Source organism: Streptomyces mauvecolor (assembly GCF_039532965.1).
GTDB lineage: Bacteria > Actinomycetota > Actinomycetes > Streptomycetales > Streptomycetaceae > Streptomyces > Streptomyces violascens.
In genome coordinates this window covers 176,594-189,468 of sequence record NZ_BAAASQ010000019.1, presented here as the reverse complement: position 1 = coordinate 189,468, position 12,875 = coordinate 176,594, and the positions used below count along the sequence as shown (strand labels likewise).

The following is a 12,875-nucleotide window of genomic DNA, read 5'->3' as shown; positions in this document are numbered from 1 at the left end:
AGAACGGGGAGCAGGCTGAAAACGTCACAAATTGCGCCCGTTTAGACCAATATGGGGAGGGCTGGGGGGCGGTGCCGCACGGCCTGGGGGCGGGCGCGCGGGTGGGCCGGCGGGGTCGTCGGTGTGCAGGGTCCCGGGGCTGGTCAGGCCCCGGGACCCTGGTGCACTCTCCATATGCGCCGGGCTCAACGAACCCCCACAGCCCCGGTCACCCAACATCCCCCACCCAGCCCATTCCGCACCAGGCGAACCCCCGAGGGCTGTCGCCTCCACGTGGACAGCACCTCCGCCCCGCGCGCCGCACGTCATCGATACCCGCATGCTGGGCTCCGCCCGGGCTACTCGGCGCGAAGCGCTCAATACTGTGCTGGCCTCAATACTGTGCCGGCTTCAATCGAAGAACGGGGAAGAGGTCGAAGCGTTGGTCCGCGAGGCGCTGTGACGGCAACCCCGGAAACTTGACGGGGAGGATGGGCAGATGGAGATTCGGATCGAAGGTTTCGACCTTCCCGGCCGCCACTGCGGGGCAGGCCCGGACTTCCCCGGCTACCGCAACATCCATGTCGCTGTCCAACGCCGCCACCGGCGGGACGAGTTGCTTGATCCGTACCCCGGTGACGCTCCTGCGGCGGTGTGGACGGTGCAGTGCGAGGCGGTCCCCACCGATTCCGGCATCGAGTTGAAGGGGCCCTACATCCAGGGCCGGCCCGGAAGCCGATTCATCTATCTGTCCTGGTGCGCCGTCGACGAGACGGGCGTCTTCACCATGTTCCGGCGCGCGAAACTGATGCTCGACGCCATCGACCCGGGCACCGTCGCCGCCGCAGTGCGCTCCGGTCGGCTTTTGGCACGTCTGCCGCTCACCGATGCCAAGGGCCGGCCCCTCTGCGCTCGTGTGCAGCCGCCGCTGATCGAGTGGTCGGCCTCATAGGCCAAGACGTCGCTCACGCTCAGCGCGGTACCCGGCCAGCGGTGTTGCCGCTTTCCGGCGCCTCTTGCCCGTACCTCGCCCTGATCGAGGCGCAAGGACGCGGCCGTGACGTCTTCTTCGAGATCGAGGTCGTCGCCGAAGGCGAGGGTCGTCACGCCCTTTGACGCCCGCGGTCGGGTGCGCGGCGAGCCAGAGTGTGGGTTACGTACCCGCAGTGGCGTCGTTACTGATTATGTGAGGGAAATTTCAGGGGGTATTCCCGCAATGTCATCGCGCTCTGTGTTGCGTCTGCGGCATGTCCGCAAGGGTTACGGTCGGCGACCTGTGCTGCGGGGGGTGAGTCTGGACGTGCCGGCGGGGGTCTTGGTCGGGATCGTCGGGGAGAACGGGGCGGGCAAGAGCACCCTGCTGCGGATCCTGGTGGGGCAGACCGAGGCGGACAGCGGCACGGTGGATTGCCACGTGCCCGTGGGCTACTGCCCGCAGGACGCGGTGCTGAATCCGGCGCTGTCGGTGGAGGAACATGTGCGCTTCTTCCAGGCCGCCTACCGTCTCGACGACAGCCGGCGGGCATGGGAGGTCCTGGAGCGGTTGCAGTTCGGGGAGAGCCGGCGCAGTCGGCCCGGCGTGCTCAGCGGCGGTACGCGGCAGAAGCTGAGCCTGGCGCTTGCGCTCATGCACGATCCGGACATGCTGGTCCTCGATGAGCCGTACCAGGGGTTCGACTGGGAGGCCTACCTGCGGTTCTGGGAGATCGCGGGGACGCTGCGCGACGAGGGCCGCACCGTCCTCGTGGTGTCCCATCTCGCATACGACACCGAGCGCCTGGACGTGATGTACCGGCTGGCCGACGGGGTGCTGGAGCCGGCCGACCCCCGCGGCGCCGGACGAGGTGCGGCGTGAGCTGGTGGTGGCGGTGCCTGCGTACGGCGGTGCGCCACGCGGTCCTTGAGCAGGCCCGCAATCGTCTGGCGCTGGCCCTGGTGGTCTTCTTCGTGCCGCTGTGGTTGTGGCTGGCCTATCGGGTGCTGCCCGACACTCCCGTCCGGTTCTTCCTGCGCGCGGCCGGCCACCCGGTGAGCACGGGCGCCAACACCGTCACCCAACTGTCCGGCGCCCTGCACTCGATCGCCTTGATCGTGGGCTTCATGATGTTCCTCGCCACCAGCCGTTCCACGGAATTCGACCGCCGCCTGGTGACGGCCGGGTTCCCAAAGGTCTGCCTGCTCCTGGCCAAGAACACGGTGCTGCTGCTGAGCGCCGTTCTCACCGGTTCCTATGCCACGGTGTGGCTGTGCTTCTTCTGGCGGCCCGAGCGGCTCGACGTCATGGTCGCGGCATTCGCGGGCGGCGCGCTGACCTATGGGGGCGCCGGCATCCTGCTCGCCGCCGTGCTGCGCAGCGAACTCGCGGGGATGTTCCTGGTCATCATGGTCAGCTTCGTCGACCTGGGACTGCAGAACCCGGTCGCGAACCCCGCCGCGGACAGCCCGCTGCTGCGCGGGCTGCCGGCCTACGGCGCGATGCAGTCCGCCGTCTCGGCCTCGACCGGCACCCTTACCCCCTGGCACCAACTGCTCCTCAGCGGGTGCTGGGCAGTGGCCCTGGCCATGGCCGGCCCGCTCGTACTCACCTTGCGTGGCGGCCGATGGAGAGGCACCCTCACGCTCCTCAAGCGCCCGGGCGGCGCCACGGGGACGGGACGGAACGCCGCGTGGCGCCTGCGCCATCCCGTTCTCTCCCTGATCTACCGCCGTGCTGGAATCACCGACCCCGCTCTCGTCACCGGCTATGAGGCATGCCGCCGCCTCGTACGGAGTTCGGGCCCCATGGAAATCGCGTTCACCCAGCTGATTTCCGCCCGGGTGCGTCCGCTGTTCTGGGCGATGTACGGCTATGTCCGGGTCATTGACGACCTCTCCGACGACACGGGGGACGGCGATCAGGACAGGGCGGCGCGCGTGAGCGCCTTCAGCCTGGCGCTGGAGGCCGATCTGCGCCAGGGCCGCAGCAGCGACCCGGTGAGAGGAGCTCTGGTCCACGCCGTGTGGACGTGGAACCTGTCCAGCGAGGGTCTCGCATCGGCGAATGCGGTGTTCCGCATGGACGCCGCACGCCAGACCGAGTTCGCGAACTGGGACGAGTGGCACACCTATTGGGACACGCTCGCCTTTCCCTTCGACGTCTCGCGCCCGACGGCGCTGCTCGGCGCCCCCGGCCTGTTCCTCGCACCGCGCGATGCCGAGGCACTGAGACGGTGGAACCATGCCTTCAACCTCATCGACTGCCTCGGCGACCTGCATCAGGACGCCGAGAACGGGTGCATCAAGCTGCCGGCGACGGTCCTCGGCCAGTACGGTGTGACGGCTGAGGACCTACGGCTCAAGCAGCCGGGCGCGCAATTCGCCACCATGGTCCACGCGTTGGCCGGGCAGGCCCGCGAGTGGCTCGGCCAGGCAGCGTCGATCGGCGCCCAGCACCCGCCCGTCGCTGTGGCCTTCCGGACCCTGGTCGAGCTGCAACACCTCGAACTGCGCCGCATCGAACGCAACCCGCAGGCACTTCTGGACGGCCGGCGCCCGCCCCATCCGGTCCGCTTCCAGTACACGCTGCTGCGCGGGCGCCTTCGTGTCGCACGGGCCTGGCAGCGGCATCGTCCGACCGGATCCGTCACCACGGCCGTGCTGCCCGCCCCGAGGCCGGCCGCCGCCGACCATGGCCCGCGCACATCACAGGCCTTGCTGCCACCCGCACCACACCCCGGCGGAGCCGTCCCGCCCGCCTTGTCCGGTCGGCGGATGCCCCAGCATGTGGCGATCATCATGGACGGCAACGGCCGATGGGCCGAGGCTCAGGGCCAGGTGCGAAGCGCAGGCCACCACGCCGGCCAACACGCCCTGCGCGACGTCATCTACGGAGCCCTGGAGATCGGCCTGCCCTGTCTGAGCGTCTACGCCTTCTCCACCGAGAACTGGGCCCGCCCGGCCGCCGATATCGAGACCGTTCTGAGCGTGGTGAGCAGCGGGCTCGACATGAACACCGAAGAACTGTGGCGGCGCGACGTCCAGTTGCGCTGGTCCGGATCCACCGACGATGGCCGGCTGCCCGCGGAGTTGGTGGATCGCATCCACCGGACCACCCGTGCCACCCGGGAGCGCACAGGCCTCATCCTGAACGTCTGCCTCAACTATGGCGGCCGCCACGAACTCGCCCACGCCGCCCGCGCCCTCGCCCGCCAGGCCGCCCACGGCGGGCTCGACCCCGACCGGATCACCCCCCGGCATCTCGCCCGCCACCTTTACCAGCCCGACCTGCCCGACGTGGACCTCCTCATCCGTACCTCCGGCGAACAACGAACCTCCAACTTTCTGCCCTGGCAGTCCACCTGTGCCGAGTACCTCTTTCTCGACCCCCTGTGGCCCGACATCGACCGGACCCACCTGTGGGCGGCCATCAGCACGTACGCAACCCGCGACCGCCGCTTGGGAACCACCAAGTAGCCGGTATTCCGGCTGGTCGGGCAGCAGGGCGGCGCACACCCCTCACCCCGCCCCGAATCCGCCTGCGGAATCGCCCGCGAGGCCGACCCGGCCTCGTGAGGCGATGGGCGGTGGCGGATAGTCGTCGATGGCGATGGAGTTGTAGAGGCGTGCGCTCTTCGTGGTGAGGCGTAGGAGGGCGCGGCTGGGCCTCGCGGGCAGGGCGGAGATCAGGCGGGCGCCCTGGGCCAGTCCCCGCACACCGAGACGTGAGGTGGGGATCAGCGTCTTCGCCGCGCTGAGCGCGGCCGCGTGGCTGCCGTGTACGTGCTCCGCCATCGCGCGCTCGTATGCGGGAAAGGCGCGCTCGTGGTCACCGCCCGCCCGCGCCAGCTCCCCGGCGAGGACGTACGCTCCGACGACGGCCAGGGTGGTGCTGCCACCGACCGCCGCGCCGGGGCAGTAGCCCGCGTCGCCGACGAGCGTCACCCGCCCCCGCGACCAAGTATCCATGCGGAGCTGGGTGATGGAGTCGAAGTAGAACGCCGGGGTGCGGTCGAGTTCGTCCAGCCAGCGGTCCACGTCAGGGTGCAAGCCGTCGAAGGCACTGCGCAGCAGCCTCTTCTGCCGGGGCACGTCGTGATGCTGGTAGTCGAGCTCGCGCTCGCTCCGGAACAGGAACAACACCCGCGCGTCGCCGAGGTGCGGCGCGCCGTACATGCCGGCCGTGCGACCGACGCCGACGTGGATGAGGAGTTCGCCGTCGAGCCCGGAGACGTTCGGCAGGTTCAGCACGCCGAAGTAGGCCCCGGTGCAAGCGCTGAAGCGGGACTCGTCGCCGAAGCCGAGGCGGCGCACGGTGGAGTGCAGACCGTCCGCGCCCACGACGAGATCGAAGCGGCGCGGCGCCGCGTTCTCGCAACGCACCACGCCGTCGGGCGAGATCGCGGTGATCGAGTCGCCGAAGAGGTACTGCACGTCGCCGCGCCCGGCGTCGTAGTAGATCTCGCTCAGATCGTCGCGCATGATCTCGACGTGCCGGTCGGAGGCGGCACTGAAGATCTTGGAGAGGTCCACTCGCACGGGACGCCGTGCGCCCTCCTGATGGACAGTCATCCGGTGGGTGCCGGTGGCCCGTTCCTCGACGCGCGGGAGCACGCCCATCTTCTCCGAGATGGTCATCGCGGGCCGGAACAGGTCGACCCCGTGGCCGCCGGTCCTGCGCGGAGTCGGCGCACGCTCGACGACGGTGACGGAGAAGCCGTGTCTGGTGAGCCAGTACGCCAGCACCGGACCGGCGACGCTGGCACCCGAGACGAGAATCCGCATGGCACCCCTCCTTGCCATTCAGGCACCCGCTACGGCGTGGATGGTGGTGAAGGCCAGCAGAGGGGTGGCGGTCCGCGCGGGATCTTCGAGCAGGGGCGAGTGTCCAAGCCCCGGCAGCAACTCGACTCTCGCACCCGGAACGGTGCGGTAGTCGGCGGCGGACGAGGATCGCCACCTGCGATCCTCCTCGCCGAAGATCACCAGTAGCGGCTTGCCGAGGACTTCCAGCCGGGGCGGGAGCGCCTGCTGCTCCAGGTAGTCGCGGGTGGCCTGCATCGTTGTGGTGAGCGTGTGGTGGGTCATACGACTTACGTCGTCCAGGAGTTCCGGTGGGATCCGGTAGCCGGCTCGGCTGACAGCGGTGCTCGCGAACCCGCGGAGCTGCTCGTCGGTCGGCGGCCACTGCGGGAGTCCGGCTGCGGCGGGCTGCGGTGCGATGAAGGCGTCCAGGCCGGGGCCGGTGTTGATGAGTGCGAGCGCGGCCACCAGGTCGGGCCGCTGTTCGGCGAGGGCGACGGCCACCGCGCCGCCGCTGGAATGACCGACGGCCACGACGTGCTGGACGCCGAGCCGGTCCAGTGCGGTGCCGGCCCGGCGTGCCTGGTCAGGGAGCGCGTAGCTGCGGTCGGCCGGTTGGCCCGACCGGCCGTGTCCGAGCAGGTCGATCCGGATGACGTGATGGGATCCGGTCAGCATCGGAACCAGCGGGTCCAACGAGCGGGTCGAGGACGCGGACCCGTGGATGAGCAGGAGGGCGGGGGCGTCGCGGGGGCCGTCCTGGCACACATGGATGCGGCCGTCGTCCAGCGACAGCGTCGAATCCTCGGTGGCCTCGGCACCGCCGTTCATGTGCGGTCCGTTCATGTGCGGTCCGCCGTCAGAATCAGTCATGGGCCCACTGTCGCCGCCCGTGCCCACCCGCGGATTGGATAAATGTTCCCTTCAGAGGGCTCGTAGCCCTCAACCGCTCACATAGCCTGGGACGGTGCGGACTTTCATGCACGGTGCCGATCTGTGGGACGTCGCATGCCCACGGCGTCCCAGTGGGGTGGCCGGTCTCACCATGGCCGGGTTCCATGTCCGTGACCTGGACGAGCTCCGGATGATCCCGCACCCGGCCGTGACCCTGCTCCTGGAATTCGGCAACGGCTCGCCCGTCGTCGACTGCGCCGCGGGGCAGCAGCGGGGAAGCCTCGTCGCCGGGCCCGGGTTCGGGTCGGGAGGCTCGGTCAGGGCGCGGGGAGAGAACGTGGAATGCGTGCAGGTACGTCTGTCCCCGGTGATCGCACGCGCGATTCTGGGCGTCTCCCTCGCCGAACTCGACGGCACCGCCGTGCCCTTGGACGACCTGTGGGGCCGCGAGGCCTCCCGGATCCGCGAGCAACTGGGCGAACTCTCGCCGTGGCAGGATCGCTTCGCGCTGACGGACGCGCTGCTCGCCCGCCGGCATGCGGCGGGGCCGGCGGTGGACCCGGAGGTGGCCTGGGCCTGGCACCGGATCGTCAGCAGCCGTGGCCTGACCAGGGTCGACGGGCTCGCGGCCGAGGTCGGATGGAGCCGCAAGCGCCTGTGGTCCCGGTTCCGGTCGCAGCTCGGCCTGCCGCCCAAGAGGGCCGTGAAGCTGGTCCGCTTCGACCATGCCGCCCACCGCCTGGTCGCCGGTGAGGGTGCGGCCCACGTCGCGGCCGACGCCGGCTACGCCGACCAGTCCCACCTGCACCGTGACGTCATGGCGTTCACCGGGGCAACCCCCGCGACCGTGGCCGGCGAACGCTTTCTCGCCGTCGACGACATCGCATGGCCGGGCCGTGTCGCCACCAGCCAACGACCTTGACCCCACTGGGAACATCATTCCGTCCTGGCGCCTCAACGCCTCTGCCCAGCCGGCGACCACGGAAGTACGCCCTCACTGCCTGGCGGCGATCCCGCCCGGAGTGGGCCTCGCCCAACCAGGACCGGCTCAGTCCGCCAGTCGGGCGAGGGCCAGCGCGTGTGCGCGGTCGAGGGAGTCGACGGCCGCGCAAGGGATGTCCGGCTGCACACCGGTGCCCTCCCAGTTCGTGCCGGAGACGGGGTTGACGGCGCGGCCAACCGGGACGGTGACTTCCAGGTGCGGGTGCACGGTCCAGCCCTGGCACGGGTGCGCGCCGCCGCGGGTGGGCTCGCCGACGACCACGGCGCGGCCGAGCTGCTGGAGGTCGTACGCCAGCTCTTCGGCGGCAGAGAAGGTGGTGTCACTGGACAGCACGTACAGCGGCTTGCTGCCGCCGAAGCGCGCGCCGGGGACGTGCGGCAGGCTCCAGGACTGCTCGCTGCGCTCGCCGCTGCGCCAGTACATGGTGTTGAGGTGGGTGCGTTCGTCCAGGAGGTAACTGCAGACGAAGGCGACCGTGTCCGGGTCGCCGCCCCGGTTGGAGCGAAGGTCCACGATCAGCGCTTGGGCGCGGGAAGCCAGGGTGAGCGCGGCGCTCAGCGGTTCGGCCGCCCACTCCAGCGGAAACAGCATCGGTGCCAGCTCCACCACGGCGACCCCTCCGTCGAGCAACTGCACCCGGGGCGCACCGCCCAGCGAGGTGTCGAAGTCCCGGCGCATGGCTTCCAGGGTGGCCGCCCCCTGCTTCGGGGGCACCGGCTCGGCGTGGTGCTTCAGTCTCAGGTGCCGGTCGCCGTTGACGGACTGCAGGTCGGCGGTGACCAGACGGGCGAGCTCCTCGGCGTCGTCGGCGTCGTAGGCGCGCTCGGCGAGGCGTCGTTGCAGCAGGTCGGCGAGCTGCTCGGCTATCTCGGGGAACACATAGTGCTCGGCGAGCAGCCGGGCTGTCTCGTCGATGACAGGGGCCGGCGCAAGCTTCGTTGGAGTCGTCATGGCAGGGAGTAGAGCACTGCCCTTGCGAAAGCGTCAAAGAGTTTAGACACTTTGGTATGCGTGATCAGCGTTCCTACCTGCCGCCTCCTGAGGAAGTCCTGGAGATTGGTGCGCCCGAGCAGTTCGCGGCGCTCTCCCACCCGTTGCGTCAGCGGTTGCTCTTCGCCCTCGGCCACCGGCCTGCCACCACCAGCCGGCTTGCGGCGCAACTCGACGCGAAGAAGGGCAATGTGGCCCACCACCTCAAAGTCCTCCGCGAAGCCGGGCTTGTCCACATCGCCGAGACCCGCCAGGTCCGCGGCGGCACCGAGCAGTACTACCAGCGCACGGCCCGTCACATGGTCGTCGCCGAACCTCAAGCGGCAGGCACCGCCGCCATGCTCGCCGCGGTCGCCCAGGAGCTCGAGCGCTCTCCTGCCGAGACTCATCTGACACTGCGTCACCTGCATCTCAGCCCGGCGAAGGCGAGAGAACTCGGCGAGACCCTCGCCAGACTGGTCGACGAGGCCGAGGCGGACGCAGAGGGCCAGCCCCTGCGCGGCGTGCTGGTTGCGCTCTATCAACAGGCTCTGCCGACCGGATCCACCAGTTCCATTTAGCGGCGCCGACCTCATACGACAGCAAGCCCGACTCGGTCGAACCGCACCCGAAGTCAACGGGCGCTTGCGAGCCGGGGGTTCGCTGCGCCTGCCGATCCGGCTGTTACGAGACGGTGACAGAGCACGGACAACGCATCCGGGGGAGAGGCCGTCATTCCTGGTGAGAACGCGCCAAGGCCATTTACCTCGCTTGTGGCGCACAGCCGGATGTTTCATGTCGAGAGGGATAAAACCATGGCCGTCATCAAGCGTCACTCCCTGCGCATCGTCACCGTCGGCGCCCTCAGCGCCGCCTGCGTCGCCCTGGCCGGCACCGCGATGGCCGCCACCCCCGCCGCATCCGCTCCGGCCGCCCACCAGGCTGTCGCGGTGAAGGCCGGCATCACCGCCAAGCCGTCGGTGTCCTCGGTGGGCGCCTGGCAGCTGTTCCGCGTCACCGGCAACACCACGGGTCTCAAGGCGGGCAGCAAGGTGACGCTTCAGCAGAAGCAGAACGGCAAGTGGGTCACGCTGCCCGCCTCCGCGCCGATCTCCCGCAACGGCTCGTACTCCCTCGGCGTCAAGCTCGGCCTGAAGGGCAAGAACGACCTGCGCATCATCAGCGGCACCACGGTTTCCCCGGTCTTCAACGTCACCGTCCGCTAGCGGAGCAGGGAGCCGACAGGGCCGCCGAATCCGCTGTCCGAAGTGGTGGCCCGCTCGATGTGACTGGCCGCGGCGCACGCCGCGGCCAGTGGCGTTGCCCGTTTCTCCGGCGGGCGGTCGGGTTCACCGTGGAAAGCGGCGGTGTCATGCGTTCGCCTTCAGGCCGGCAGCCGGTGGTGGGAGGAGCAACGGCGCGCGGCGGTCAGGAGGGCGTGGAACTGGACGCCGGCCTGATCGATGTCCGTCATGGGTGTGGGGAACGGCAGCCGTACGTCCCGATGTGTGACGGCGTGTTCGAGGCGCAGCGTGAGGCCGTAGCGGTCCATGGCCACCGGCAGGGCGCGCACCACGCCGCTCTTGAGCCGTGGCTCGACGAGCCGGAGGAGAAGGGGGACGAGAGCGGGGTGGTCGTCGACGAGGTGGGTGAGCATGCCGGCCTCGCCGGCGGCCATCGGGTCGGTCTCCGCTTCCTGGAGCTGTTCCAGCGTGATGTAGGTGCGTCCCCGCGCGTCCTCGATCACCGCCTGGCCGAACTCCACGCAGGTGCTGTCCGCGGAATCCCCGCGATAGGGGGCGGCCACGAGGCCGGACAGCGTGACGCGGGCGCGCAGTCGGTCGCGTACGGGGGTGGGGGCGATGTCGGTGAGCTCCAGGCGGATGGGGATGCGAGGCGCCTGAGGGCCCGGCTCCAGCGGATCGCCCGGGTCGTGGAGGTGGATGCGGCCCAACAGGTCCGTGCCGTCGAGATGGTGGACCTCGTGGTGGCGGCCGTCGGTCACCACGGTCATCGAATGGGCCGCCACGATGATCGACCGCATCCGCTCGGCGGGGGTCGGCTGCTCGGTGCGGGAACTGCGGGGGCGCATGCGGGTTCTCCATGGGGACGGCACAAGCACCAACTGCTTGGTTAGGTATGCCTAACCTAACCTATGGATTGATGGCGGGGAAGTCGCCCGCCGCCGCGCCGGGGGCCGTTGGCGCCGATAGGGCTCCCCGTCCGGGGATCAGTACCTCGGTCAGCCGTTCCAGTTCCCGCCGAGCCGCCGGGGTCCGCCCGGGCGCTGCGGCGGCACGGCCAGGTGCGGTACGTGATGGTCGTCCATGACGAAGGCCGCCGATGGCGTGCGCCCGCCACGTTCTACGCCGTGCGGGAGAGCTTCTTCAGCACGTCCTGGGCTCTCTCGCCTTCACGGACCCCGTCGACGACGGCCTGGTGGTACGTGCGGCTGTCCTCCTCGGAGTGGCAGGGCACAGGGCTGCCGACGAGGGTGTACCAGTCGGAGGCGCCGGAGTACTGCACGGCGAGGTGAGCCTCGTGCTCCGACCAGGTGGTGTGGATGGTCAGGTCTCCCTGCATGGGGCCGAACCCCTCGGCCTGCACAACGCCGGGAAGGACGTGGATGCCCACCGTGGTCCAAGATGCCCAGGTCATGGTGCTCCCTTAGCTCGGAGGAGTTCTGGCCGGGAGCCGGGCCCGGTGCTTCAAGTCTGGCCTCTGACGATCAGTCACCTGTGCCGGGACACACGGAGAACTCTCAACCGGGTCAGTGGCCGAGGGGCTCCGCCACGGGGTGCCGAGGGTCGTAGGCCGCCCAGCCCGGGGCCCCGGTGGTGGCGAACGCGATCCAGGCGCCGTGCAGGTGGGCCGCGAGTCCTGCCGGTGCGGGGTCGGGGCCGAGCATCCGGGTGTCCCCGTGCAGCCAGGGCTTGTCGGCGATGTCGAACACGAAGGGCAGTTCCACGGTGTGGGCGGCGCCGAGACGTCCGCCCAGGGCCGTCGAGCGGTATCCGAACGAGTAGACGTAGGTGCGGTCGCCCGAGATCCGGGCGTGGGCCTGCGCCATGCGCTTCGTACCGGACTCGAACAGGGTGTGTCCGAGCAGGGCTGAGCGCAGCTCGCCCGGTGTGTGGTCCGGCCGTGCCACGCGCTGCGCGGCGAGGACGGCATCGGGGTCGGCATGCAGCCGGGTGGCGAGGGTGAGCACGTCGGCCTGCGTAGTGGAATCCAGGACACCCTGCGGTACGAGGTAGAGGTGGCCCTCTTCGGTGTTGGTGCCGATGAGCAGGTCGACGTCGCCGGCCGGGCCGTCGGCCAGGGCGTCGGCGGGCTGGACCGGCAGGACCAGGCTGAACGGGCTGAGCCCGGCCAGCGGGTCCCTGGTGGTGCCGGTGTCGAGGTCGAGGCCGGCCAGCGCGGGCAGGATCGCCAGAAAACGCTCGTCCGGGATCGGCGCGAAGGCCTCGGCTGTCGCTTCGACACCCAGCGCCGCGGCCGCCGCGGCGGTGACACGGTGGGCTTGCTCCGGGCTGAACGCACCGGTGCCGTTGCCGCTCTGCACGATCGTCCGCCGGAACAGGCCCTTGGCCTCCGGCAACGCGAGCAGGGCTCCGGTGAGCGTGGCACCCGCGGACTGGCCGAAGACCGTGACGTTCGTCGGATCGCCGCCGAATGCCGAGATCGTGTCGCGCACCCACCTCAGCGCGGCCAGCACATCGAGCAACCCCCGGTTGGGCGGAGCACCCGGCAGGTCGAGAAAACCGGGGATGCCGAGGCGGTAGTTCACCGTCACGAGGACGACGCCGTCGCGGGCGAACGCGCTGCCGTCGTAGAGCGCGGCACGGTTGGAACCGGTGACGAAGCCGCCGCCGTGCACGAAGACCATGACAGGGCGCCTGCCGTCGTCGGCGGCCGGCGTGTGCACATCGACGGCGAGATACTCCTCGCCGGGCACCCAGCCCGGCCCGAAATAGGGGGTCATGTCGAGCAGGCCGAAGTCGCGGGCCGGTTGCGGAGCCGTGGGCGAGGGCCGCGTGCCGTCACGGACACCGGCCCAGCCGGGTTGCGGTGCCGGCGGGGCGAAACGGCCGGCGCCGGTCGGTGCCGCCGCGTAAGGGATGGCCCGATACCGCTCGCCGGACCCGTCACGGACACCGCGCACGGCGCCCGCCGGAGTTTCGACGACCGGATCCGACTGGAACGACGACATGGGACGCGCTTCCTTTTCTGCTCTGCAACAAGGCGCCAG

At 70.2% G+C, this 12,875-nt stretch carries 13 protein-coding genes; 7 read left to right on the top strand and 6 right to left on the bottom strand.

What is annotated here, in order from left to right; genetic code table 11:
- Nucleotides 1-478: 478 nt before the first annotated feature.
- From ABD346_RS25430 to uppS, 4 genes are all read left to right on the top strand, one after another.
- Nucleotides 479-931, top strand: coding sequence for a DUF5990 family protein (locus ABD346_RS25430; protein ID WP_344377972.1), 453 nt, complete (start codon nt 479-481; stop codon nt 929-931).
- A gap of 41 nt (nt 932-972) precedes the next feature.
- Nucleotides 973-1,095 (top strand): hypothetical protein, encoded by a 123-nt coding sequence (locus ABD346_RS25425; protein ID WP_344377971.1) that lies wholly within the window; start codon nt 973-975, stop codon nt 1,093-1,095.
- A gap of 100 nt (nt 1,096-1,195) precedes the next feature.
- Nucleotides 1,196-1,834 carry an ABC transporter ATP-binding protein gene (locus tag ABD346_RS25420; RefSeq protein WP_344377969.1) on the top strand — a complete coding sequence of 213 codons (639 nt, stop codon included), beginning with the start codon at nt 1,196-1,198 and terminating at the stop codon, nt 1,832-1,834.
- Nucleotides 1,831-4,431 (top strand): polyprenyl diphosphate synthase, encoded by a 2,601-nt coding sequence (gene uppS / locus ABD346_RS25415; RefSeq protein WP_344377968.1) that lies wholly within the window; start codon nt 1,831-1,833, stop codon nt 4,429-4,431. The genes ABD346_RS25420 and uppS overlap by 4 nt, the downstream gene beginning before the upstream one ends.
- A gap of 42 nt (nt 4,432-4,473) precedes the next feature.
- Here uppS and ABD346_RS25410 read toward each other — a convergent pair whose 3' ends face one another.
- Nucleotides 4,474-5,739, bottom strand: a complete 1,266-nt coding sequence (locus tag ABD346_RS25410; protein ID WP_344377966.1) for an FAD-dependent monooxygenase — start codon at nt 5,737-5,739, stop codon at nt 4,474-4,476.
- A gap of 18 nt (nt 5,740-5,757) precedes the next feature.
- Complete coding sequence (locus ABD346_RS25405) at nt 5,758-6,630, bottom strand: alpha/beta fold hydrolase (RefSeq protein ID WP_381229510.1); 873 nt, start codon at nt 6,628-6,630, stop codon at nt 5,758-5,760.
- Between the two features lie 94 nt (nt 6,631-6,724).
- Between ABD346_RS25405 and ABD346_RS25400 the strand changes: the two genes are divergently transcribed.
- On the top strand, nt 6,725-7,573 hold the full coding sequence (locus ABD346_RS25400) for an AraC family transcriptional regulator (protein ID WP_344377965.1): 849 nt from the start codon (nt 6,725-6,727) through the stop codon (nt 7,571-7,573).
- Nucleotides 7,574-7,699: 126 nt separating this feature from the next.
- Here ABD346_RS25400 and ABD346_RS25395 read toward each other — a convergent pair whose 3' ends face one another.
- Nucleotides 7,700-8,605 (bottom strand): S41 family peptidase, encoded by a 906-nt coding sequence (locus ABD346_RS25395; protein ID WP_344377963.1) that lies wholly within the window; start codon nt 8,603-8,605, stop codon nt 7,700-7,702.
- 56 nt (nt 8,606-8,661) lie between these two features.
- Between ABD346_RS25395 and ABD346_RS25390 the strand changes: the two genes are divergently transcribed.
- Nucleotides 8,662-9,204: an ArsR/SmtB family transcription factor gene (locus ABD346_RS25390; RefSeq protein WP_344377962.1), complete on the top strand. Its 543-nt coding sequence runs from the start codon at nt 8,662-8,664 to the stop codon at nt 9,202-9,204.
- A gap of 234 nt (nt 9,205-9,438) precedes the next feature.
- The gene (locus tag ABD346_RS25385) at nt 9,439-9,849 is read left to right on the top strand and encodes a hypothetical protein (RefSeq protein ID WP_344377960.1); all 411 of its coding nucleotides are present in this window, start codon (nt 9,439-9,441) and stop codon (nt 9,847-9,849) included.
- Nucleotides 9,850-10,007: 158 nt separating this feature from the next.
- Here the strand turns inward: ABD346_RS25385 and ABD346_RS25380 are convergent, their stop codons facing one another.
- From ABD346_RS25380 to ABD346_RS25370, 3 genes are all read right to left on the bottom strand, one after another.
- Nucleotides 10,008-10,715 (bottom strand): DUF2470 domain-containing protein, encoded by a 708-nt coding sequence (locus tag ABD346_RS25380; RefSeq protein ID WP_344377959.1) that lies wholly within the window; start codon nt 10,713-10,715, stop codon nt 10,008-10,010.
- Nucleotides 10,716-10,987: 272 nt separating this feature from the next.
- Entirely contained in the window at nt 10,988-11,281 is a 294-nt protein-coding gene (locus ABD346_RS25375) for a hypothetical protein (protein ID WP_344377958.1), read from the bottom strand.
- A 112-nt stretch (nt 11,282-11,393) separates the two neighbouring features.
- The gene (locus ABD346_RS25370; protein ID WP_344377956.1) at nt 11,394-12,836 is read right to left on the bottom strand and encodes a carboxylesterase/lipase family protein; all 1,443 of its coding nucleotides are present in this window, start codon (nt 12,834-12,836) and stop codon (nt 11,394-11,396) included.
- Nucleotides 12,837-12,875 lie beyond the last annotated feature (39 nt).